This window comes from Campylobacterota bacterium, from assembly GCA_040752835.1.
GTDB lineage: Bacteria > Campylobacterota > Campylobacteria > Campylobacterales > Sulfurimonadaceae > Sulfuricurvum.
Window position 1 is genome coordinate 1 of sequence record JBFMGG010000005.1, and the last position, 20,544, is coordinate 20,544.

At 52.7% G+C, this 20,544-nt stretch carries 21 protein-coding genes and 1 rRNA gene; 12 read left to right on the forward strand and 10 right to left on the reverse strand.

All coding sequences use genetic code 11. From position 1 onward, the window contains the following. From rrf to AB1763_03200, 4 genes are all read left to right on the forward strand, one after another. Window positions 1-101, forward strand: a 5S ribosomal RNA gene (gene rrf, locus AB1763_03185); the annotation flags it as partial. A 430-nt stretch (window positions 102-531) separates the two neighbouring features. Further along, the gene (locus AB1763_03190) at window positions 532-1,722 is read left to right on the forward strand and encodes an outer membrane protein transport protein (GenBank protein ID MEW5831823.1); all 1,191 of its coding nucleotides are present in this window, start codon (window positions 532-534) and stop codon (window positions 1,720-1,722) included. Between the two features lie 178 nt (window positions 1,723-1,900). Continuing rightward, on the forward strand, window positions 1,901-2,851 hold the full coding sequence (locus AB1763_03195; GenBank protein ID MEW5831824.1) for a hypothetical protein: 951 nt from the start codon (window positions 1,901-1,903) through the stop codon (window positions 2,849-2,851). Further along, window positions 2,848-3,681, forward strand: coding sequence for a hypothetical protein (locus AB1763_03200; protein ID MEW5831825.1), 834 nt, complete (start codon window positions 2,848-2,850; stop codon window positions 3,679-3,681). Before AB1763_03195 ends, AB1763_03200 begins: the two co-directional genes overlap by 4 nt. A gap of 66 nt (window positions 3,682-3,747) precedes the next feature. On the opposite strand, the gene AB1763_03205 is transcribed toward AB1763_03200, so the two are convergent. Genes AB1763_03205 through AB1763_03215 form a run of 3 tightly spaced genes read right to left on the reverse strand, consistent with a single transcriptional unit; the run spans window position 3,748 to window position 5,751 of the window. Further along, window positions 3,748-4,788, reverse strand: coding sequence for an Mrp/NBP35 family ATP-binding protein (locus tag AB1763_03205; protein ID MEW5831826.1), 1,041 nt, complete (start codon window positions 4,786-4,788; stop codon window positions 3,748-3,750). Then, window positions 4,778-5,149 (reverse strand): hypothetical protein, encoded by a 372-nt coding sequence (locus AB1763_03210; protein ID MEW5831827.1) that lies wholly within the window; start codon window positions 5,147-5,149, stop codon window positions 4,778-4,780. Before AB1763_03210 ends, AB1763_03205 begins: the two co-directional genes overlap by 11 nt. Then, window positions 5,146-5,751 carry a hypothetical protein gene (locus AB1763_03215; protein MEW5831828.1) on the reverse strand — a complete coding sequence of 202 codons (606 nt, stop codon included), beginning with the start codon at window positions 5,749-5,751 and terminating at the stop codon, window positions 5,146-5,148. The genes AB1763_03210 and AB1763_03215 overlap by 4 nt, the downstream gene beginning before the upstream one ends. A gap of 307 nt (window positions 5,752-6,058) precedes the next feature. Between AB1763_03215 and AB1763_03220 the strand changes: the two genes are divergently transcribed. From AB1763_03220 to AB1763_03250, 7 genes are all read left to right on the forward strand, one after another. Then, window positions 6,059-7,177, forward strand: coding sequence for a rhodanese-like domain-containing protein (locus AB1763_03220; GenBank protein ID MEW5831829.1), 1,119 nt, complete (start codon window positions 6,059-6,061; stop codon window positions 7,175-7,177). Between the two features lie 9 nt (window positions 7,178-7,186). Then, window positions 7,187-10,099, forward strand: coding sequence for a molybdopterin-dependent oxidoreductase (locus AB1763_03225; GenBank protein MEW5831830.1), 2,913 nt, complete (start codon window positions 7,187-7,189; stop codon window positions 10,097-10,099). A gap of 9 nt (window positions 10,100-10,108) precedes the next feature. After that, window positions 10,109-11,242 (forward strand): 4Fe-4S dicluster domain-containing protein, encoded by a 1,134-nt coding sequence (locus AB1763_03230; GenBank protein MEW5831831.1) that lies wholly within the window; start codon window positions 10,109-10,111, stop codon window positions 11,240-11,242. Beyond that, window positions 11,242-12,429, forward strand: coding sequence for an ethylbenzene dehydrogenase-related protein (locus AB1763_03235; protein ID MEW5831832.1), 1,188 nt, complete (start codon window positions 11,242-11,244; stop codon window positions 12,427-12,429). The genes AB1763_03230 and AB1763_03235 overlap by 1 nt, the downstream gene beginning before the upstream one ends. Next, window positions 12,429-12,827: a hypothetical protein gene (locus AB1763_03240; GenBank protein MEW5831833.1), complete on the forward strand. Its 399-nt coding sequence runs from the start codon at window positions 12,429-12,431 to the stop codon at window positions 12,825-12,827. The genes AB1763_03235 and AB1763_03240 overlap by 1 nt, the downstream gene beginning before the upstream one ends. Window positions 12,828-12,940: 113 nt before the next feature. Next, window positions 12,941-13,510, forward strand: coding sequence for a molecular chaperone TorD family protein (locus AB1763_03245; protein ID MEW5831834.1), 570 nt, complete (start codon window positions 12,941-12,943; stop codon window positions 13,508-13,510). Further along, entirely contained in the window at window positions 13,503-14,588 is a 1,086-nt protein-coding gene (locus tag AB1763_03250) for a 4Fe-4S binding protein (protein MEW5831835.1), read from the forward strand. Before AB1763_03245 ends, AB1763_03250 begins: the two co-directional genes overlap by 8 nt. A gap of 55 nt (window positions 14,589-14,643) precedes the next feature. On the opposite strand, the gene AB1763_03255 is transcribed toward AB1763_03250, so the two are convergent. Genes AB1763_03255 through moaC form a run of 3 tightly spaced genes read right to left on the reverse strand, consistent with a single transcriptional unit; the run spans window position 14,644 to window position 16,470 of the window. After that, on the reverse strand, window positions 14,644-15,693 hold the full coding sequence (locus AB1763_03255; protein MEW5831836.1) for a DUF6781 family protein: 1,050 nt from the start codon (window positions 15,691-15,693) through the stop codon (window positions 14,644-14,646). Window positions 15,694-15,749: 56 nt separating this feature from the next. After that, window positions 15,750-16,019, reverse strand: coding sequence for a DUF493 domain-containing protein (locus AB1763_03260; protein ID MEW5831837.1), 270 nt, complete (start codon window positions 16,017-16,019; stop codon window positions 15,750-15,752). Continuing rightward, a complete protein-coding gene (gene moaC / locus AB1763_03265; GenBank protein MEW5831838.1) occupies window positions 15,985-16,470 on the reverse strand; it encodes a cyclic pyranopterin monophosphate synthase MoaC in 486 nt (161 codons plus the stop codon). Before moaC ends, AB1763_03260 begins: the two co-directional genes overlap by 35 nt. A 247-nt stretch (window positions 16,471-16,717) precedes the next feature. Between moaC and AB1763_03270 the strand changes: the two genes are divergently transcribed. Next, window positions 16,718-17,599: a hypothetical protein gene (locus tag AB1763_03270; protein MEW5831839.1), complete on the forward strand. Its 882-nt coding sequence runs from the start codon at window positions 16,718-16,720 to the stop codon at window positions 17,597-17,599. Here AB1763_03270 and mobA read toward each other — a convergent pair. The 4 genes from mobA to AB1763_03290 are packed head-to-tail and all read right to left on the reverse strand — an operon-like array spanning window position 17,541 to window position 20,491. Beyond that, complete coding sequence (mobA, locus tag AB1763_03275; GenBank protein ID MEW5831840.1) at window positions 17,541-18,128, reverse strand: molybdenum cofactor guanylyltransferase MobA; 588 nt, start codon at window positions 18,126-18,128, stop codon at window positions 17,541-17,543. The two genes, AB1763_03270 and mobA, sit on opposite strands and share 59 nt — an antisense overlap. Next, window positions 18,125-18,586: a DUF2780 domain-containing protein gene (locus tag AB1763_03280; protein MEW5831841.1), complete on the reverse strand. Its 462-nt coding sequence runs from the start codon at window positions 18,584-18,586 to the stop codon at window positions 18,125-18,127. The genes mobA and AB1763_03280 overlap by 4 nt, the downstream gene beginning before the upstream one ends. A 46-nt stretch (window positions 18,587-18,632) precedes the next feature. Further along, the gene (locus tag AB1763_03285; protein ID MEW5831842.1) at window positions 18,633-19,901 is read right to left on the reverse strand and encodes a 3-isopropylmalate dehydratase large subunit; all 1,269 of its coding nucleotides are present in this window, start codon (window positions 19,899-19,901) and stop codon (window positions 18,633-18,635) included. 56 nt (window positions 19,902-19,957) lie between these two features. Continuing rightward, window positions 19,958-20,491 (reverse strand): hypothetical protein, encoded by a 534-nt coding sequence (locus tag AB1763_03290; GenBank protein ID MEW5831843.1) that lies wholly within the window; start codon window positions 20,489-20,491, stop codon window positions 19,958-19,960. Between the last annotated feature and the right edge of the window lie 53 nt (window positions 20,492-20,544).

The following is a 20,544-nucleotide window of genomic DNA, read 5'->3' on the forward strand; positions in this document are numbered from 1 at the left end:
GAGGGGGAAACGCCCGGCCCCATTCCGAACCCGGAAGCTAAGACCCTCTTCGCTCATAATACTGCACCTTTCAGGTGTGGAAACGTAGGTCGCCGCCAGGCCGCAAGATTCTAACTCTAACTACAATAATCAATCACCTGATATTTCCCAAACACATCATTCACCTAGAAAACCTTTTTACGTCTCCACTCTTGGCGATCATATCCTTTCCTTGTCCAAACATCACAAATTTGTCACATTCTGTGTTACTTTTCTAAACATTTCTTTTTTTTCCTCCAAAGTCGACATTTTGACTTTCTATACCTCTTTTCCGGCCATAATGCAACGGCGGCACATGATTGCGGCCCTTTTTGACGATAAATATACTATTTAGAAAACTAATAAACCGTCATATTAGAAATATGATTAGTTTTATAAGAAAAAAATATAGTGTGATATTTTCGTGTTAAGTTTGGATTAATTTTGACACCCCTATAATGGTGTCAGGAGCGAGCCTTTAAGGCTCTATCTATAACTTATCGAGGAGAATTGATGAAACGTTCAATCAAACTTGCCGTAGCTGCTGCTGTGGCGCTTAGTGCTACATCCGCATTCGCGACAAATGGTGACCACCTGATCGGTACCGGTGCTAAAGCACGCGGTATGGGGGGTGTCGGTATCGGTATGAGTCACGGTGCTGAATCGGCTCTGACCAACCCTGCATTGATTTCGACAGTTAAAGGAACAGAAGTATCGTTCGGCGGTACGATTTTTATGCCGGATGTTGAATCGACAACAGGTGAAGGGTTCAAAAAAAGCAATGCTGACCTGAGTGTGATCCCTGAAGTATCTCTTGCCCAGAAAGTTTCGGAAAACTTTACTTGGGGTATCGGTATGTTCGGTACAGCCGGAATGGGTGTTGATTATCGTTCACAGACTGGCGGTACATACAACAACTATAAAATGGTTACGAATCTCCAGCTGATGCAGTTTGCGGTTCCATTGGCGTATTCTGACAGCGGTGTATCGGTCGGTATCGCTCCGGTTCTCCAATACGGTTCATTGGATATCAACTATCGTACACCTGCAGGCGTTGACAGTACTACCCAGGGTGTCGCTCAGGATTTCGGTGCCGGTTACAACATCGGTTTGGCGTATGAAACAAACGGCTTGACGGTGGGTGTTTCGTACAAATCGGCAATCGATATGGTTTACGACGGACAGCTTTCCAAAGCAACGGTACAATTCGGTATGAACGGCGGTGCAGGGCATGCCGACAACCTTGAGCAGCCTGCTGAAATCGGTGCGGGTCTTTCGTATACGACGGCTGGGCATACGTTTGCCTTCGATTACAAAAGAATTAAATGGTCCGATGCAAAAGGGTATAAAACATTCGGCTGGGACGATCAGAATGTTTATATGTTCGGTTACCAGTATGCGCAAGACAACTGGGCTCTCCGTGCCGGTTACAACTACGCGAAAAGCCCGATTAAAGAACAGTTCGGCACCGATGCTGCCGCTAAAAACATGTTCAACCTCCTCGGGTTCCCCGGTATTGTTGAAAAACACTATACTGTAGGTGGAAGCTACGCATTCACAAAAATGACATCACTCGATCTGGCGTATGTCTATGCGGATGAAAAACAAGATACGTTTGCAACGACAGGTATGACCGCTGACAACAAAACATCGACAAAACACAGTCAGCAGGGCATCAGCGCTCAGCTCAACTTCAACTTCTAATCGAAGTATCCGTTTCCCCCATCCGGGGGATTCACAATCCATTCACCTTTCCATACGATAATTAGAGTCCAAAACGTTGAATTGTCATTATCGTTTTTTGATGGCTTTGTGATACAATATCCCCCTTTAATCCGAGGATTATCACAACGACGAAAGCGATGTTACGAAGGAGAAAACGATGCTTAACAAACTTTTGATGGGTGCTGCGGCACTTTCACTGGCCGCTTCGATGGCTTTTGGTGCCCAGGGGGCCAAATTCTATGTCGGTGACGGCGATAAAGAAAAAGCGTACATGGATATGGTCAACAACAAAATCAGCACAATCGGTTTTGTTCTTTCCGATCCGCATGAGCGCATCAACGATGCGTACAAAACCAAATACGGTGGGACGAACCTCGATAACCTCGGCTTCTTTTCGGTCATGAAAGACGCCGATGTCGGGCCGCTTCTGCTGAAAGAGCCTTCACTCGGCGGGTTTAGTCCTTTCAACCTGCACGTGTACAAAAAACAGGGCGAAAACAAAACGTACGTCGGGCACGTAACGCCTGAGACGATGCTTGATATCACCGGTGTCAAAGATGCAGACGTTCGTGCGAAATTCATCGCAACGTTCCCCGCACTTGATGCGATGATCGAAAAAGAGATCGGAAGCAAAGTGCAGTACACCGAGTACAGCGCGCTTCCGGCAAAGCCGATGATGACGTTCGAACTGCCGATCGAGCGCGGAGCAAGCCTGGAAACGGCGATCGCCGATTTCCAGGGGAAATTCGAAGAGACGTTTGAAGGAAACCAGTACATCATCGCGGGCTACAAAGACATCAAAGCTTCAATGACCGACGCGAACATCGAGTTCGGCCGTTTCGATGCGTACTGGGTTTACTCGCTGTGCCATTTTAAATTCTCCGAGGGGATTTTCAATCAGGGACGTCCCGATGCGGGTGCGTTTGCACCGTGTTCGATGTACATGTACATCGAAAAAGGATCCAACAAAATCATGATCGGTATGCCGCGTCTGGCTACATGGACCGCGGTGATGGGGATCAAAGATCAGAAAATGGTTGACTCGATCAACGCGCTTGATGTCGAAATTACGAAAATCATGAAAGAACTCGGAGCGAAAGAGCTATGAAAAAATTCCTCTCTTTGATTTCAGCGGCTTTGGTCGTTGCGTTTTCGGGATGTGCCGGAATTTCCCCTTCTTCGGAAGGGAATGCCCCGGCAGAAAAAGAGGTTGCGGCGTATAAAATCGCGCCTTACGCATCGGTAGAGGATGCGACGGCCAAACTCGCATCCGCAGGATTTGAAGTGGTCGGAACGAGCAAGGCCGATGCCGGAACGACGGTGTTGTTTACCAATGCCCAGATGAAAGCTTCCGCCGACAAAGCAACCCGCGGGCTTGCAGCGGTCGGGCGCCTGCTGGTGGATGACGAGCGCAAGCAGATCAGCATCGCCAACCCGGTCTATTTCGGCAAAGCATTTATGCAAAAAGAGTACACTCACGCCGCTGCCGCCGCGAATCTTGGCGCTTTGGAAAAAGCGTTCGGACCGCTGAAAGATTCTGCCGACAAATGGGAATTCGCCAAACTCGCGGGATACAATTTCATGATCGGGATGCCTTATTATGAAGACATGATGATTGTGGGCGAAGGTTCAACGGCCGATCTCGTCGCCAAAGCGAAAAATGCCAAAGGGACAACGGCCGTAGTGAAACTTTCGGATGACCGTTACGTCGCGTTTGTCGACATGGATCGCCGCACCAAAGGGTTTGTCAAAAAGATCGGGACCCAGAACGGTCAATTGCTTCCGTGGGCGGTATTGATCGAAGACGGTAAAGCCAAAGCGCTCAGCGCGAAATATTTCATCGCGATCAGCTATCCGCTGCTGACGATGACCGAGTTTATGACGATTGCGACCGTTCCCGGCGCGATCGAAAACGATCTCAAGAAGATCTTCAAATAACCATCAGGCGGCAGGGGCATGTTTGTCCCGTGCGGCCCTCCGCATCTCTCACGATGCAGGAGAAACTCACACTCTAAACTTCACCGCTTTTAGCATGTTTTCCACTATCTCCCGATAATGCCCTTTTAACGTATCGTTTCCCAAGGCGACGGGCGGTTCCCCGTTATCCGATCCTTCGCGAATCTCCATATTGAGCGGAATCTGTCCGAGCAAAGGGACGTTGTAACGCTGTGACAGACGCTCGCCGCCGCCCGTACCGAAGATGTCATAGCGTGTCCCCGTATCGGGGGCGATGAAATAGCTCATGTTCTCGACCAGCCCGCCGATGGGGACGTGGATGTCCTGGAACATCCGTATGGCGCGGCTGACGTCGTCGCTGGCGACGAGCTGAGGCGTCGTGACGATAACACCGGCCGTAATCGGAAGCTCCTGGGCCATGGTCAGCTGGATGTCTCCTGTTCCGGGAGGCATATCGATGACGAGGAAATCAAGTTCTCCCCATGCGACGTCTTCGAGAAACTGGATGAGTGCCGAGACGGCAACGGACGAACGCCAGACCAGCGGAGTGTCCGAGGTAGGGGTTGTGAGGGCGACGCTCATGATTTTAAGGCCGTAATTTTCGCTCGGGACGATTTTATTGTCGTCGTTCCAGCGGATTTTTTCCAGATCGGTGTTGGTCAGGCGGGGAACGTTGGGGCCGTACACGTCGGCATCGAGAATACCTACTTTAAACCCTTTCTGGGCAAGCGCGATGGCGAGGTTGACGCAGACGGTGCTTTTTCCGACTCCTCCCTTGCCGCTGGTAACCGCGATGACGTTGGCCGCATAGGGGGCACGGTTGTTGGGCGTGGCGCTGTTGCCGTAGTGGATGTCTTTTTGCGCAGTACTTTTTTTGGTGATGTCAAGCGTTTGGAAACGATCGCCGAACGCCGCCTCGATCGCCGCTTTGACGGTGAGGTAGGAATCGTCGCTTACCGTTAAAAGCTCGATGTTTGCGCGGTCGTCCGTGACTTTTACTTGCGAGATCAGTTTGAGCTCTCCGAGGGTGCGCGAAAGACCGGGATAGGGGAGGGCGTGGAGTGCTGATTCGAGTTCTTTAGTGTTCATACGGATTCCCCCGTACTTCACGGGCCAGCAGCGATTTGCTCCCTGCGGCTTTTTGGGCGAGTTTCGCAAGTGCCGCGCGGGCCCCGGGATAATCGAGGCTGAGGCGGTGGCACTCTGCGATCCGTTCGTCGATCAGGCGGTTCATCGATGCGATGACCTCCGGGATTTTGCCGTTTTCGTCGGCTTTGTTCAAAAGTTCTTTGATCAGCATTTCCCGTGAGTGCATCTGCATCGGGAGGCCGATTTCACGCCCGAGTGCCATAAAGTCGGCGGCACTCAGGTATAAGCCGGAAAAAAACGTGTTGAGAAAATGGTTTTCGATCGAAAAATATTTGCTTTGCTGTTCGTGGTGCTGTCTCACGCGCGTCCTCCGAGATTGACTTCGGCCGCTTTGGCGACATCGGGATCGGCGTCGTTGAGCAGCAGGGAAACCACCTCTTTGGAAGCACCGCGGTTTTCGGCGAGTCGCATCCGTACCATTTTATCGTTGTCATCCGCGAGGACTTTGAGGAGCTTTGCCGGAGTGTTCGGGTTGCCGGAGAGGCCGTCACGGACGATCTTCTCGTCACTGAAGAATTTTTCAAGCACTTCCGCGGGCGTCGAGGGGTTGGTTGCAACCAGGGCGCGGACGAGGTTGATGGGGTCGTTTGCAAGGTGACGAAGCACTTCAACCGGAGTATGGGGGTTTTTGGCTACGGCCCAGCGTGCTCCCATATCGACGGGGTTGGAAGCAATGTCGATCAGCAGTTCGACCATGAGCGGGCTGTATTCTTTGTCGCGCTCGTAGACCGAGGTACGCAGCGATAGGTTCATGGCGACCTGCCCGACGATCTCTTTGTGGGTTTTGAAGGCGTCATAGATTTGGGCGACCTGCTCGATGGGGAGCGTTTTGTCTTCCAAAAATTCTATCAGTCTGGCGGTATCGGATGCTGCAATGGCAGCGGATACGGTGAGTTCGCTCATTCTCTTTCCTTGAAAATAACAAATGTCTAAAAAGTTAATCGCCATACTATCAAAAAGTGATTAAATGGCAAGTATTAATATAACAGCGTAAGAGAAAAAACAGATAGGCGGTGTATAAGAAAACGTAAAAAAACACTCAGTCATCGGATGTCTCAAAAATGTGATAACTATGTAACATATTGTAATAGGAGTGTGCGGGAAAACGGGCAATTTAACAGTAATTAAGAGTCCCAAACCTATAATGGAGGCGGTAATTCCGTAATTAATCACACCGCTTGAGTGTGCAGACTAAAAACAAGGAGCACGGATGAACAGATTGCTAAAAACACTGTGTGTTGCGGCATCACTGTCGGCAGCGGCTGCGATGGCGGCTGATGGATATGCTAACAAAAATATCCTGATTTCTGCCGAAGAAGCGGTCAAGCTGATCGGTAATCCAAAAGTGATGTTCGTATCGGGTGATAACGAAGATATTTATAAACTCGGTCACATTAAAGGTTCGGTTGAGATGTACGCTCACCACCTTCACCACTCAGAAATTGACGGAGAGATGCACTGCGCGCCGTTGTACCGCTGTGTCGACGATGCCGAAAAATACATCGGCAGCAAAGGGATCAGCAACGATATGACGATTATCGCGTACGACGACTTCAAAGGTCCGAATGCCACCGGCGTTTATTCGTTCTTTGACAGCTTCGGCCATAAAAACGTGAAAGTGCTTAACGGCGGACGTGCGGCAATGATGGCGATCGATCCGGCTCAAAAAGAGTACGATGCACTGAACAAAGACCTCAAAGCGGCCAAAAAAGCCGAAAAAGAGGCCAAAGAGGCGCTGAAAAAAGAGGGTGCCGATAAAGCGGCGCTTGAAGCGGCGCTGAAAAAAGCATCCGAAGAGGCCAAAGCGCTGAGCGCGAAAATGGCGGAAGTCGAAAAACGTCTTCTCGTCGTCAAAGGGGATGAAGTCGTCAAACCCAAAAAATACAAAATCGATCCCAAAAAGATCAAATGGAGCGTCATCGCGGGTAAAGAAGAAGTCAAACACGCGATGGAAGACATCCTCAAAAACGGCAAAAATTCCAAATACGTTATCATCGATTCACGCGGGATGAGCGAAATCATGGGTGAGCGCAAAATGGATAACGTCGCCCGCGGCGGACACGTTCCGGGTGCAACGTTCATCGAGTGGAGCCAGATTTCCGATGCCGACAAAAAACTCTCTTTCCGTTCTGCGGCAGAGCTTCAGGCAGTGTACGACAAGTACGGCATTACCAAAGACAAAACGATCTATGCGTATTGTCACGTAGGTGCCGGACGCAGCTCCGAGCACATTACGGCGCTTCAGCTCCTCGGCTATAAAAACGTCAAAGTCTTCACCGGAAGCTGGGACGTTTGGGGCAACGACATGAACCTTCCGATTAAACGATAAGGCAGAACTATGACAAAAGTAATGAATAATAACCGCCGCGACTTCCTGAAAGTATCGGGAATGACGGCTGCGTTGGTGGCTTCTCAGGGTTCACTTTTTGCAAAAACGAACGTTGTTTCGGTAGAAAACGGCAAAAACAACTATCCGAACACCAGCTACACCGAAGAGATGTACCGCAACGAATTTTCGTTCGTATACGGTAAAAAAGAAGAGCACGGTTTCGCATACCACTGCGTCAACTGTCAGGGTAACTGTGCGTGGGAAGTATGGTCGAACAACGGTGTCGTCACCCGTGAAAACCAGTCAGCGCGCTATCCGGTCATCAATGCCAAAATCCCCGACTTCAACCCACGCGGATGTAACAAAGGGGTTCAGCACTCACAGGTAATGTATCAGAAAGACCGTATCCTCTACCCGATGAAACGGGTCGGCGAACGCGGCGAAGGCAAATGGAAACGGATCAGCTGGGATGAGGCGGCCGAAGAGGTGTGCCAGCAGATTTTCAACTGTCTGACCGATCCGGAACGCGGACCGGACAAGCTGATGGTTCACGCCGGTACGGGTCTTCTGACCGAAGGGCGCCGCGGTGCTCCACTTCGCTTTTCGACGCAGCTGGGTGCGATCCGTATTTACCCGTCTTCTTACCTCGGGGATATGTTCTCGGGTGCGGCGATCGCGTACGGCGAAGGTAACCTCGGTTGTACATGGGACTTCATGTACACCGTAGATACCGCCGTAATGTGGGGCGGTAACCCGTCCGTTTCACGTATTCCGGATGCCCACTTCGTATGGGAAGGAAAATACAACGGAGCGAAAATCATCACGATTACTCCGGAGTTCAACGCGACGGCAAAATCATCCGACCTGTGGATCCCGATCAAAGCCGGATCCGACAACATCCTCGCGATGAGCGTCATCAACGTCATCCTGAACGAAAAACTCTACAAACCCGAGTTTATGAAGTCGTTTACCGACCTTCCGTTCCTTGTCGACGTCGAAACGCAAAAATTCCTCCGCCGCTCCGACATGGAACACGCTTCGAACGATGAAGACCATCACAAATACATGGAAGAGTTCTACTGCTGGAACACGGCGAAAAACGGTATCGCCCTGATGCCGGGTACCGAAGGCTCTGCCATCAAATCGCTCCGCCTGGACGAGCAGGGTATCGTGCCTGCGCTCGAGGGAACATGGACGATCAAAGACATGCACGGACACACGCGCAAAGTGACGACGGTTTTCGAAATGTTGAAAAAATCGGCGGCAAAATTCGCTCCGGAAGCCACCAAAGAGATCACCGGGGTTCACCCGGATACCGTTCGCCAGCTGGCACGCGACATCGCGATCCCCAAAGTGGTCGAGATTACGACCGGATTCTCGTTGAACAAATACTTCAACGGCGTAATGACGATCTGGAACATCGCGTCGATCTGCGGTCTGACCGGACGGATGGGGCCTTATGGCGGTATCAATACCGAGAATGAGTTTACCCTGTCGGGCCTTGGAGCGCTTTCGGGCTTCAGCGGGAAATACAACCCGCGTTTCGGTTCGGGCTTCGTCGGCGAATTCGTATTCGGTGACGGACTTGAAACGTTCGACAAATACTTCAGTGACGAAGACGTCAAACGTGCCCAAAACGGCATGAGCAAAAAAGAGTACATGGCCGTATTGTCTGAATTGCTCAAAGACGGTGAAAACGACAAGAAAAACCAGGCTTCCAAACACGGCAACGTGGTGAAGCCTTGGTGGCAGCCTGACTGTGCACTGATCGTGGCCGACTCGAAATTCCGCCGTAACAAAGGCAGCGACTACCGTAAAGCGTTCCTGAACAAAACGAAGTTCTACGCTTACGTCGATTATCGCATGTCCGAAGCGGCGCAGTTCGCGGATATTCTGCTTCCGGCGAAATCGCACTATGAGGTGTATGACCTCCGTACGTCTCCGGGTTACCACCGTTTCACCAACCTGGCCCAGCCGGTTGCGAACATCAAAAACATCGGTGAAGCGATGGATGAGTGGTCAATGTTTACGTTCCTCGCGAAAAAACTCGAAGAACTGGCTAACCGCCCTGAAAACGTCTCTAAAGCGAAAGTCAAAGACCATCCGAAGTTTGCGAAACCCGGTTTCCACGATCTGACGATTTTCCACAAAGAGTTCACCAACACGGACGCCGAGTCCGAAGGTGCGGGTGAAGTCTATCTCGGAACCGACAAAATGGCGGTTCAGGCGGCACTGGAAAAATGTGAACAGTACGAGCCGTGGACAATGGAGAAAATGTACAAAGTGGGCGGATTCTTGCTGATCAACGAAAAAGCGGCAAAATCTTCACCGTTGTACTCTGACCGTCCGTTCAACTCGAATGAGGACCACCTCTACAAATTCGAGCGCCTCGAGACGGTTTCGGGACGTCAGACGTTCTACGTCGACCATGAGCTGTTCATCAAAATGGGTGCGGCGACCAACACCGGTATGGAAGGGATCCGTCCTCAGTCCAAAGACTATCCGTACGTGTTCATGACGCCGCACGCGCGCTGGTCGATCCACTCGAACTATAAAACTTCCCGTACGCTTCTGCGCCTCCAGCGCGGTGTTCCTGCGATCCAGGTCAACCGTGTCGTCGCAAAAGCCAAAGGAATTGAAGACGGCGATACCATCCGCATCTACAACGCCCTGGGCGAATTCTATGCGATGGCGAAACTCTCTTCTTCCGCACCGGCGGACGGATTGGTTCTTGAACACGGATGGGAACCGTACATGTATCTGAAAAACAAAGGGCACAACGAGGTCGTTCCGACGGCGTTGAACCTGCTCGAAATGGCTGACGGTTGGGGGCACCTGAAATTCGGTGGTCTCTGGGACGGTAACCAGTACGCATACGACGGGGCCGTGAACTTCGAAAAAGCTAAAGACGTACAGTATTAAGGGGTAGTAATGTCTAAAAGACAATTAGCAATGGTAATGGACCTGAACAAATGTATCGGGTGCCAGACATGTACCGTAGCATGTAAAACGCAATGGACGAACCGTAACGGTCGTGAATATATGTATTGGAATAACGTCGAAACCTATCCGGGTACGGGTTATCCCAAAAACTGGATGGAGCTGGGCGGCGGATTCGACGCGGCCGGCGACCTCCAGCCGGGTGTCATCCCCAACCTCGAAGCCGATTACGGGGTACCCTGGGATTACAACTACGAATCGTTGATGGGCGGCCAGGCCGACAGCCATACGTTCCACCCGCACGTTTCTCCGACATGGGGACCGAACTGGGATGAGGACGAAGGTGCCGGGATGTTCCCGCAGGACAACTATTTCTTCTACCTGCCCCGTATCTGTAACCACTGTACGAATCCGGGCTGTTTGAGCGCATGTCCGCGTGACGCGATCTTCAAACGTGAAGAAGACGGTGTTGTTCTCGTCGACCTCGACCGCTGTCAGGGTTACCGCTACTGTATCGCGGGATGTCCTTACAAAAAGATCTATTTCAACCCGAAAATCTCTAAATCTGAGAAATGTATTCTCTGTTTCCCACGTGTCGAGCAGGGTCTGCCGCCGGCGTGTGCGCAGCAGTGTGTCGGACGTATCCGTTTCGTCGGATTCCTGGATGATGAAGAGTCTCAGGTTTACAAACTGGTCCACAAGTACAAAGTAGCGCTCGGACTGCGCAGTGATTACGGTACACAGCCGAACGTCTACTACATCCCTCCGACCGAATCTCCGGCGAAATTCGATGCGGAAGGTAAAATCATCGAAGGTTCTACGCGTCTTCCGATCGAAGAACTTGAAAAACTGTTCGGACCGGAAGTACACGGCGCGATCAAAACGTTGAAGGCAGAGATGCAAAAACGCAAAGAGACGGGTGTAAGCGAACTGATGGATCTGTTGATCGCGTATCAGCATTCGGATATGTTCCGCCTCGACAACAACTACTACCAGCAGGTTGCCAAAGAGAACAAACGCAATCCTCTGGCACCGGTAGATACCCGCTACATCGCAGGTAAATTTACAACCAAAGGGCACACGCAGACTCTGTTCGGCGGTCACACTGCAGGAGGACACCACTAATGAAAAAGCTTCTTACATCTATCCTCGCATTGGGTGTGTGCGCCTCTGCGGCGCTTGCCGCCGAGCCGCTGATCACTGCGGCCAAGGTTGCGAACGTAAACGACGCGACCGTATGGGAAAAAGCGAAATTTGAAACGGTCACCCTCTACCCACAGACGGCGATCGAGTTTAACGACAAAAAAGCCAACGAACTGACGGCCAAAGCGAAAGCGAAAAAAGCCCAGGTTGCCGCGGTTCATGACGGTAAAAATATCGCGTTGATGGTCAAATGGGCCGACAAAACGAAAGATGTGCAGGGGATCAAATGCAGCGACACCTACAGTGACGGGTTCGCGGTACAGTTTGCTGCCGCCACGAAAAAACCCCAGCCGCTTCCTTACATCGGGATGGGTTCAGAAGGGCGTCCGGTTATCGTGCACCTCCAAAAAGCGACCGCTAAAGTCTATGAGCCCAACGGGAACAAAGACGTAGGGATGCAAATCAACCGTCAGCAAACGGGTGTATTCGGCAAAGAGCTTGCCGACTTCGACGCCAAAGTGGCTGCGCTGGCCAACACCGATTTCGAGCGCGTTTTCGTTGCCGAAGGGTTCCGTTCTCTGACCGAAATCAAAGACAAATCGGTTCAGTCGAGTGCGGCGATGACGTACGTACCGGGCGGATGGAACGGATCTTTGGTCCGTCCTTTGAAAGACCAGTATGTCAATCTGAACGGCACAGTTCCCGTATCAATTGCCGTCTGGGACGGTACGAACATGGGGCGTAACGGTCTGAAAAACCTCAGTTCATGGGTTGCGATCAACCTCGAAGGGCAAAAACCCAACGCGGCGATGGTAGCGGAACTGACCACCGACGCCAAAGGGGATGCGGCCAAAGGTAAAGAAGCGGCGATGACGAACGGTTGTAACGGATGTCACCAGCTTGAAGCGACCGATGCGAAATCGTTCATGGGGCCTGCGCTGCACAATGCCGGCGGGTATTCGACGGCAGCGTATCTGCGCGAGTCAATCTTAAAACCGTCTGCGGTTGTCGTACCAGGTTACAATCGTAATGCACACGCCAACACACCTTGGTACAATATTGAAAAAGGGAAACGCGTTTCAACGATGACCGACTTCAGTTTCTTGGATAAAGAGACCGTTGACAATATCGTCGCGTATCTCAAAACTCTCAAAGCGGAGGCAGAATAATGAAAAAAGTTGCAATGCTTTGCGCCGCACTGGTTTTCAGTGCGTTCGCTAACGAGCCAGAAGAGTTCGAAGGCTTTATGACAACGCCTTCATGCGCAGCCCAGGGTGCGTTCGCGGACTGTTATCTCGAAACGTACGCGTGCGGATCTGACGGATGTTTCAAAAAAATCAATCCGGGCGAAACGACCAATGCGCCGATCGCTCTGTTCGTTCACGCAACGGGGAAAACCTATACCATCGACACGAGCAAGCTCAAAGCTTCGGAACTCAAAGAGGGTATGAACAAAAACGGTGTTGTCATCGTCGGCGTTCTCGACGAAGCGACCAACACGATCAAGGCAACGGAGTTCAAAGCGCCTCCTCCGCCGAAAAAATCGTTCTTCAAGGGATGCCTGTAATCTCTTGTACCGCCCCGGCTCCGGGGTGGAAATCCTTTGTGTAATCTATTCTTCTTGGCTCTTTGCAAGCCATCGTATGAGACAATCCGCTATCTTTTTTAGGAATATGTTTGATGAACAACGAATACCGCCTTTACATTTATGCTTTTTTATCGCGCGTGATGAGCGATATTCCCGACCGTCGTTTTATCCATGATCTCAAAAACAACGACCCGCTTTTGGAGATTATCGGTGAAGAGACAAAAGAATGGGTGCAGTCGAATGACGGGGAAACGCTTTATGAGGCGATGAACATCGACTATACCTCGATGTTCATCCTCAATACCCAGCCCGTCGAATCGTTTGTCCTGGATGCGAAAAACGAGACCCTTGTAGGGCTTCAGAACCCCGTTATGGCGTTTTATTTTACCCACGGGTTCGAGGTAAACATGGACCAGACGCAGATCATGGCCCCCGATCACCTCTCGATTGAATTCGCTTTTATGCAGACGCTGGTTTACCGCGATGAGAAAGCGCCCCAGCTCGAGTTCCTCGAGCAGCACCTTTTCCCGTGGGTCGTCCCGTACATGATGGGGATGAAGAATATGGCCGACACCCCGTTTTACCGCGACATCTGCGACTTTGTCGTTGAGTTTTTAAGTGCCGATTACGAGTACCTTAGCGGAGGCGGAGCGAATGGCTAACATCAATTTCATTCAAAAAAGCAACCTCTTCAGCTACACGGGAACGCGCTGCCTGCGCAACGAGTATTACCACAACGACTGCCGGATCTGCATCGATTTGTGCCCGAAAGGGGCGTTCAACATAGTTCGCAACAAGCTGACCCTTTTTGAAAGCGAATGTGTCGGCTGTGCCGGATGTATCGGCAGCTGTCCTACCGAAGCACTGGAAATCGAGAGTTTCGATCCCAACGGATTTGCGGCCGGATTCAAAAACCGGGAAGAGAATCTTGTTTCATGCAAATCCTCGACACCGTGTCTGGGGGTTTTCGACAGCGAACACTACCTGGTGATGGCGCTGCGGGGTGGCAAAAGCGCTTCGTGCGATCTGAGTCACTGCGCGACGTGCCCGTTGAACGAAAACGGGAAACTCGAAGCAACGATCCGGCAAAAGATTGACGATGCGAACCATTTTCTCGAGACGATCGCGCATGAACGGCGGATCGAGATCATCGAGGTCAACGAAGAACACAATGAGCGCCGCGCCCTATTCCGTAAAGGGTTTGAGAAGATCAAAGAGACGGTTGCCGACTCGAGCGAAGCCCACGAAGCGATGACGATCGTGCATCACAAGCAGCCGGACATTAAGATGCCTCTGAAGAGGGTACTGCTCAAAAACTCTCTCAAAGAGATCGTCGGCGATCTGGAAAAGACCGAATTTGCCGAAACCAGCCCTCTGTTTTTCAACAAACAGATCGATTTCAATGCGTGCACCAACTGTGCCGACTGCATCCAGTTTTGCCCGACGGACGCGCTCTTTCCGACTTCGGACAAACAGGGGATCTATTTCAGTCAGGGGAAATGCATCGGATGCGGTATTTGCGAGGAGATCTGCAAACCCAAGGCGATTACGAAAAAAGAGGGATTTGATCTGGTGAGCGTCGCGTATGAACGCGCCGAACAGATGGTCCATTACGAAATGGTGATGTGTCACGAATGCCGGACCCCTTATCCTTATAAGGGGGGCGACCCGATTTGCGACCGCTGCATCAGCTTTGTGACGAACCATGCCAACATGTTCACCCTTGCCCGGGATATGTAAGGCATCGTTTCTTGTGAATCCCTTTCGTGCGCCGCGCGCGCTTTAGCGCAGGCGGCTATTTTTTCTCCATAACGTCTTTGGCCCCTTTGATCGCCCCTTCCATGGCCGATTTGGCGACGCTCCAGGCACGCGCTCCCATCGCTTTGGCTTCCTGCGCCGATTTTGACCGCAGCAGTTTGTTTCCCCGCTCCGTAACGCCCCGTTTGATGCGCGCCAGACGGCTGCGCAACAGTTCGACCGTCTCCTGCGAGAGGCGTTTGAGCTCATCCGAACCGGTCGTGATCTCTTCGTTGAGGCGTTCGAGTTTTTCGACGAATGCGGGGCTGTTGTGGCTTTTGAGGCCGTGGAAGATCTGGGAGAAGAGGGTGTCGACGTTGTCGAGTTCGATTTCGATCGTTTTGTACTCGTCGCGGTAAAGGGCTTTCACCTCTTCGGGGACGTAGAGAAGGTACTGGCGGAATTTTTCGATCGATCGGATCAATGCCGTGTGAATACCCCGCAGAGTGCCGCGCAGAATCGTATCGGCCTGGTTGGGAGTCGCTTCGGCGACGCTCATCGCGCTTTGGAGGATGCTGGAGAGAATCCGCCGGATCCGGACGGCGTTGAGAACGTTGGCGTTGAGCGATTCGAAGGTGATCTCTTTGATGATCTCTTCGAGCGTCTCTTCGATGTCGCTCCCTTTTTCGAGCGTCGTGATGACGGCGCTTTCGGTGATCTCCTCGAGAATTTCGAGCAGGTCGATCGACTGGATTTTTACCTGATGGAGCCGTTCAAGGGTGGCTTCGTCACTGCCGAAATGTTTTTCGAGTGCATTGAAAAGGTTGTATTTGAGATGCTGAAGCTCTTCGCTTTTGCGGGCGATCTGGCGTTCGATGCGCTCTTTCTGGGCCAAAAGGTCTTCGAGTTCGTGGTAAAGCGTCTCGCCCTCCTCTTCGATCATGGCCCCCGTGAGCATTTTCATCTCCTGCAGCGACAGGGCATCGGGCGTGACGGACCATTCGTTGTGCAAGGACGCGACGATGGAGGAGACTTTTGATTCGAGGTCGGCCGATTCGAGGGTGCGGTAACGCGTTTTGATATCCCGTTTAAACGTTTCGAGGTTCATCCTAAACTCCTGTCTGTAGATTAAAATCCGATGGCACATGCCTCGCCCAGGCGAGGTCAAAGAACCATTTTGATGTGAGGGTGGGCTTTGAGCGTTTCGTAAAAATAGGTTCTTTCGTCCTCGTTGTGCACGAGCAGTTCGAGATTCATACTGATGTACTTGCCGCCGCGGCTGGTGTTTGAAGGGGTCAGGGAATAGCTGCGCTCCCCCATGATCTCCAGCGCGGCGATTTCGATTCCGGCCCGTTCGTGCGCAACGATTTTATACAGCCAGTTGCACGGGTATTCGAGCTCAAGCTTTTGGGTTGATTCGTTGATAATCACCACTTTTACCTCCTGATTTGGTTTCGAGTTGAACGGGGCCGATCACCATCCCTTTGTCGATCGCTTTGAGCATATCGTAGATGGTCAGCAGCCCGATGCTGGTTCCGGTGAGGGCTTCCATCTCTACCCCCGTCTGGCCGCTGAGTTTGGCCGTGACGCTCAGGCGGAATCCCGGAAGGTCGGGGAGCTCCTCGATATCGCAGTTGACGCCGCTGAGGTTGAGGGGATGACACATCGGGATCAGGTCGGACGTTTTTTTCGTCCCCATGATCGCCGCGATGACCGCAGTCTGGAGTACCGGCCCTTTTTTGGCCGTCTGGTTGACGACGGCATCGTACGCTTCGCGGCTCATCGTGATCAGGCCGCTGGCTACCGCAACGCGCGCGGTCGTATTTTTATCCGAAACGTCGACCATTTTGGGACGGTCGCGCTCGTCAAGATGGGTTAGTTGCATGGTTTCTCTTTGTCGTAGCGTATATCTAATTATAGCCAAGAGTGGTAAATCCCAAACTGATGAAAAAATAATCATATTGATGGTTAAAATTGGGTTATAGTTTTAGCATGAGATTTCGGTGGGGCTAAAGATAGCGCGTAATTCCGAAACCCTCATACCTCCTTCTTCAAGATTCAGCGCTTTGCCTCTGTGTGCGGAGGCAATCCGTTCGCTTTTAACCGACATCACTACCGACAGGGGAAAAACAATGCAAGATTTGGTACGAAGTTATTCCGCAAATGCCCCGTTGTTCGAAAAATTTATTGTAACCACTCTGGGAAAAGTGAGCCTCAAAAAATTCGACGTACAGCTGGCGCAACGCCTTTTTAAAACCTTTCCGAGCCTCGAGCTGATTTACAAATGCGACGAGGGGTTTGTCCAGAACTCTCCCAATATCTATGCCGACCGGGAGGATCATCGCGAGATCGGAGCCGACCGTGGCTACCTGGTCAACGAAGCGGCGCTTCAAAAAGGGTATTACGTCAGCGAACCCTACATCTCTTCGGCAACTGGGGTGTTGTGCGTAACCGTCGTGTATGCCGTCGGAGACGGATACCTGTTCCTCGATTTCCGGGTGCGCAAACTGCTGGAGCGGTTTGACCTGATCGAGAAAAACGATGTATTCAAACGTCTCAACCGCACCTCCTATGCCGTCATCGGCGGGGGACTGCTCTTTTTCGGGGTCTTCGTCGTATTGTACGGGTTTTATACGTTCGGGGGGTATCTGTTCGGGGATGAACCGCTGTCGATGGATACGGTATTCAAACCGATCATCGCGCTGACCCTGGGGTTGGCCGTGTACGATCTGGGAAAAACGATTTTCGAGCAGGAGGTACTGCCCCGAACCCAGCAGGTGAGCGACGCGTTCAATGCCAAAACGCTGTTGAACTTTTCAGTCTCGATCATCATTGCGCTCCTCATCGAGGCGCTGCTGGTCGTGTTTAAAATCGCGATCCACGACTACAAGGACCTCCCTTACGCATCGACCCTTATCGCCGCGCTGGCGTTTTTGCTGCTGGTGTTCGCGGTCTTTATTTATCTGGTGCGCAAAAGCGAGAAAGTGCCTGCTGATATTCGTGCGGATGGTTGAGATTGGCGAACGCTTCTTCCTCGGTAAAAGGGACGTAGAGGGTACGCGAAGTGCTCAGGAGCTTGCCCAGCCGATGGTCCCCTTCGCGGAGCATCCGCTCCATCTCTTCTTGCAGGGTGCGGCGGTAAATGCCGCAGAGAGGATGGCTCCCCGAAACGGTTCTGGCGATGATCGCATCGTAGTCGCCGTTGTCCGCGGCGATCAGCGTTTCAAAAACGCTTTCGCCGACAAAAGGGGTGTCGACGCTTAACGCCATGATCCGCTCGTCCTTTAGGGAACGGAATGCGCTGACGAACCCCGCCGTCGGGGCGAAATCGGCCCCTTGAGGATCAACAAGGACCGGTGCGCCGAAGCCGAATTTTTCGGGATCTTTGGAAGAGAGGTAGACGCGCTCGAACAGACAAACCAGACGGCGGTACTGGTATTCGGCAAGGGTTGAAAAGTCTCCGAAGGGGAGGAGTGATTTGTCCTCTCCCATCCGGGAGCTTTTTCCCCCCGCAAACAAAACGCACGGAAGATCGGAGATCATTCGGCCAGTGCCGTCTGGACGATTTTGGCCATTCCCGGGCTGCTTCCTGTTTGGATGTATTCGAGAATCAGCGGGGTGAACTTGGAAATAAGCGAGGGGTCCATCCCCAGTGCGCTGAATTTCGAAGCGACGCTGCCGCTTCCGACCGCCGGTGCGGCGGAGACGATCGTCCCCAGCGGGGGAAGCTGTTTGGTTAATGCGGCGTAATCGGTCGGTTTCATCGTACTTTTGGCGTCGTTGAGGATCGCCGCCGTCCCGCCGACCGCCTGGGTCGGGGTGACACCCAGCGTCGTCGTGAGGTTTTTGATCAGCGGGTTGGACGCCAGTGAGGCATCGACAACGGGTGCGGCACTCTGGGCGACGGGTGCGACGCTTTGGATGAGGCCTCCGAAGTCGATGGCCTGGGCCTGCGAAGCGATAAGGGTCAGTGCGGTCAACGGATGGATGAGGTTGCGCATGGTGAGGGCTCCTTCAAGAGTGATGGAGCCATTATAGCAGATACGTTCAGCGGATGGTGGCGGGATCGGTGATGACTCCCGTGATCGCCGAAGCGGCGGCGACGGCCGAGTTGGCGAGGTAAACTTTCGAGCTGCGCGCTCCCATCCGTCCGACGAAGTTGCGGTTGGTGGTCGCGATGGCGACTTCGTTATCGCCGAGAATGCCCATGTATCCCCCAAGGCAGGCGCCGCAGGTGGGGTTGGAGACGACGCCGCCCGCATCGACGATGATGTCGATGTAGCCGAGCTTGGTCGCTTCGCGCAAGATCCTTTGGGTCCCCGGGGTGACGATGAGGCGGACGTCGGGGTGGACCCGTTTGCCCTTGAGGATTTCGGCGGCGATTTTGAGGTCGCTGAGGCGGCCGTTGGTGCAGCTGCCGATAAAGGCCTGGTCGACTTTGATGTGGTCGCTGACCGCCTGGCTGAGGCTGTGGCCGTTGCTGGGGAGGAACGGGTAGGCAATGACCGGCTCGAGCTTGGCCACGTCGATTTCAAGTACCTGAACGTAGATCGCGTCGTCGTCGGAATAGTGGATTTTCGGTTCACGCGCCAGCGGCTTGTCCGCAAGGAATTCGGCCGTGATTTCGTCGTAGGCGACGATCCCGCTTTTGGCCCCCGCTTCGATGGCCATGTTGCACATCGAAAAGCGGTCGTCCATACTGAGGTACCGAATCGTGTCGCCGGTGAATTCGAGGGTGCGGTAGAGGGCGCCGTCGACGCCGATCATCCGGATCACTTCGAGGATAATGTCTTTTCCGGTCGTGTATTTCCCCGGTTTACCGCTCAGGACGACTTTGATCGATTCGGGGACTTTGAACCAGTTGCCCCCCGTGACCATCGCGAATGCGAGGTCGGTCGAACCCATCCCGGTGGAGAAGGCACCCAGTGCGCCGTGGGTACAGGTGTGCGAATCGGCGCCGATGATCACGTCGCCGGGGACTACCAGCCCTTTTTCGGGGAGGAGGGCATGTTCGATCCCCATGTCCTTTTCGTCGAAAAAGTGCTTCATCCCGTGTTTTTTCGCGAAATCGCGGCTGACGCGGGCCTGATTGGCCGATGCGATGTCTTTGGCGGGGATGAAGTGATCGAGGACGATCGAAAAACCGTCGGGGTTGGCGAGTTTGGTCGCCCCCGCATCTTCGAACGCTTTGATCGAGATGGGAGTTGTGATGTCGTTCCCGATCACCATGTCGATCGGCGAACGGACGATTTCGCCCGCATAAACGGGGCGACCGACGTGCTCGGAGAATATTTTTTCGGTAATAGTCTGACCCATAATCAAGAACCTTTTCAAGGGGCTAAATAATGGGGGCGATTATACCACAGCGACCCTTAGCGTTTGGCGGGGAGGGGTTTCTTGGGTGACGCCGGGGTGACGTTCCTGGTCCCGCAGTTGGCCGTCGAGCGAACGTCACACCCTGCCGCGTAGCCGCTGCTGCCGCACCCGTATCCCCCTTTGGCCGGAAGGGCGTACTGGATATGGTGCTGATACATTCCCATCAGTCTGGGAAACTCTTTTTTCTGGGCGTCGTTCAAAACCAGATAGATCGTCTCAAACAGATCGATCTGGGCCTGCAGCGCTTTGGCGCTGGGGGAGTAGGCGATGTACGCCGCAGGGTTGAAATGGCCTCCCACGAACGCTTCTTCGGGTACTTTCGGGGTAAGGGTGCGCATCTCTTTGCGGTAAAGACGCAAAGCGGTCTGAATATCGGAATTTTCTTCCAGTCCCAGTTCGTTGATCGCATAGGTTACGGTTTCGACGAGGGGAATGCCCCCTTTGGCACACCCCGTCGCGCATCCCGAGGGGTTGGCGCAGGCCAGGGCCGCCGCCGTAAACAATCCGAACGTCATCATGATCAATCGCATGGTCGACTCCTTGCTGTAGTATGGGATTAATGATACCCCCGATCCTAATAAGA

Coding starts and splice junctions, on each gene's coding strand:
- AB1763_03230 (MEW5831831.1), top strand. CDS start 10,109: ATGTCTAAAAGACAATTAGCAATGGTAATGGACCTGAACAAATGTATC.
- AB1763_03255 (MEW5831836.1), bottom strand. CDS start 15,693: ATGAACCTCGAAACGTTTAAACGGGATATCAAAACGCGTTACCGCACC.
- AB1763_03290 (MEW5831843.1), bottom strand. CDS start 20,491: ATGCGATTGATCATGATGACGTTCGGATTGTTTACGGCGGCGGCCCTG.
- AB1763_03215 (MEW5831828.1), bottom strand. CDS start 5,751: ATGAGCGAACTCACCGTATCCGCTGCCATTGCAGCATCCGATACCGCC.
- AB1763_03205 (MEW5831826.1), bottom strand. CDS start 4,788: ATGAACACTAAAGAACTCGAATCAGCACTCCACGCCCTCCCCTATCCC.
- AB1763_03195 (MEW5831824.1), top strand. CDS start 1,901: ATGCTTAACAAACTTTTGATGGGTGCTGCGGCACTTTCACTGGCCGCT.
- AB1763_03280 (MEW5831841.1), bottom strand. CDS start 18,586: ATGCGCAACCTCATCCATCCGTTGACCGCACTGACCCTTATCGCTTCG.
- AB1763_03240 (MEW5831833.1), top strand. CDS start 12,429: ATGAAAAAAGTTGCAATGCTTTGCGCCGCACTGGTTTTCAGTGCGTTC.
- moaC (MEW5831838.1), bottom strand. CDS start 16,470: ATGCAACTAACCCATCTTGACGAGCGCGACCGTCCCAAAATGGTCGAC.
- AB1763_03190 (MEW5831823.1), top strand. CDS start 532: ATGAAACGTTCAATCAAACTTGCCGTAGCTGCTGCTGTGGCGCTTAGT.
- AB1763_03225 (MEW5831830.1), top strand. CDS start 7,187: ATGACAAAAGTAATGAATAATAACCGCCGCGACTTCCTGAAAGTATCG.
- AB1763_03220 (MEW5831829.1), top strand. CDS start 6,059: ATGAACAGATTGCTAAAAACACTGTGTGTTGCGGCATCACTGTCGGCA.
- AB1763_03250 (MEW5831835.1), top strand. CDS start 13,503: ATGGCTAACATCAATTTCATTCAAAAAAGCAACCTCTTCAGCTACACG.
- AB1763_03270 (MEW5831839.1), top strand. CDS start 16,718: ATGCAAGATTTGGTACGAAGTTATTCCGCAAATGCCCCGTTGTTCGAA.
- AB1763_03285 (MEW5831842.1), bottom strand. CDS start 19,901: ATGGGTCAGACTATTACCGAAAAAATATTCTCCGAGCACGTCGGTCGC.
- AB1763_03245 (MEW5831834.1), top strand. CDS start 12,941: ATGAACAACGAATACCGCCTTTACATTTATGCTTTTTTATCGCGCGTG.
- AB1763_03200 (MEW5831825.1), top strand. CDS start 2,848: ATGAAAAAATTCCTCTCTTTGATTTCAGCGGCTTTGGTCGTTGCGTTT.
- AB1763_03235 (MEW5831832.1), top strand. CDS start 11,242: ATGAAAAAGCTTCTTACATCTATCCTCGCATTGGGTGTGTGCGCCTCT.
- mobA (MEW5831840.1), bottom strand. CDS start 18,128: ATGATCTCCGATCTTCCGTGCGTTTTGTTTGCGGGGGGAAAAAGCTCC.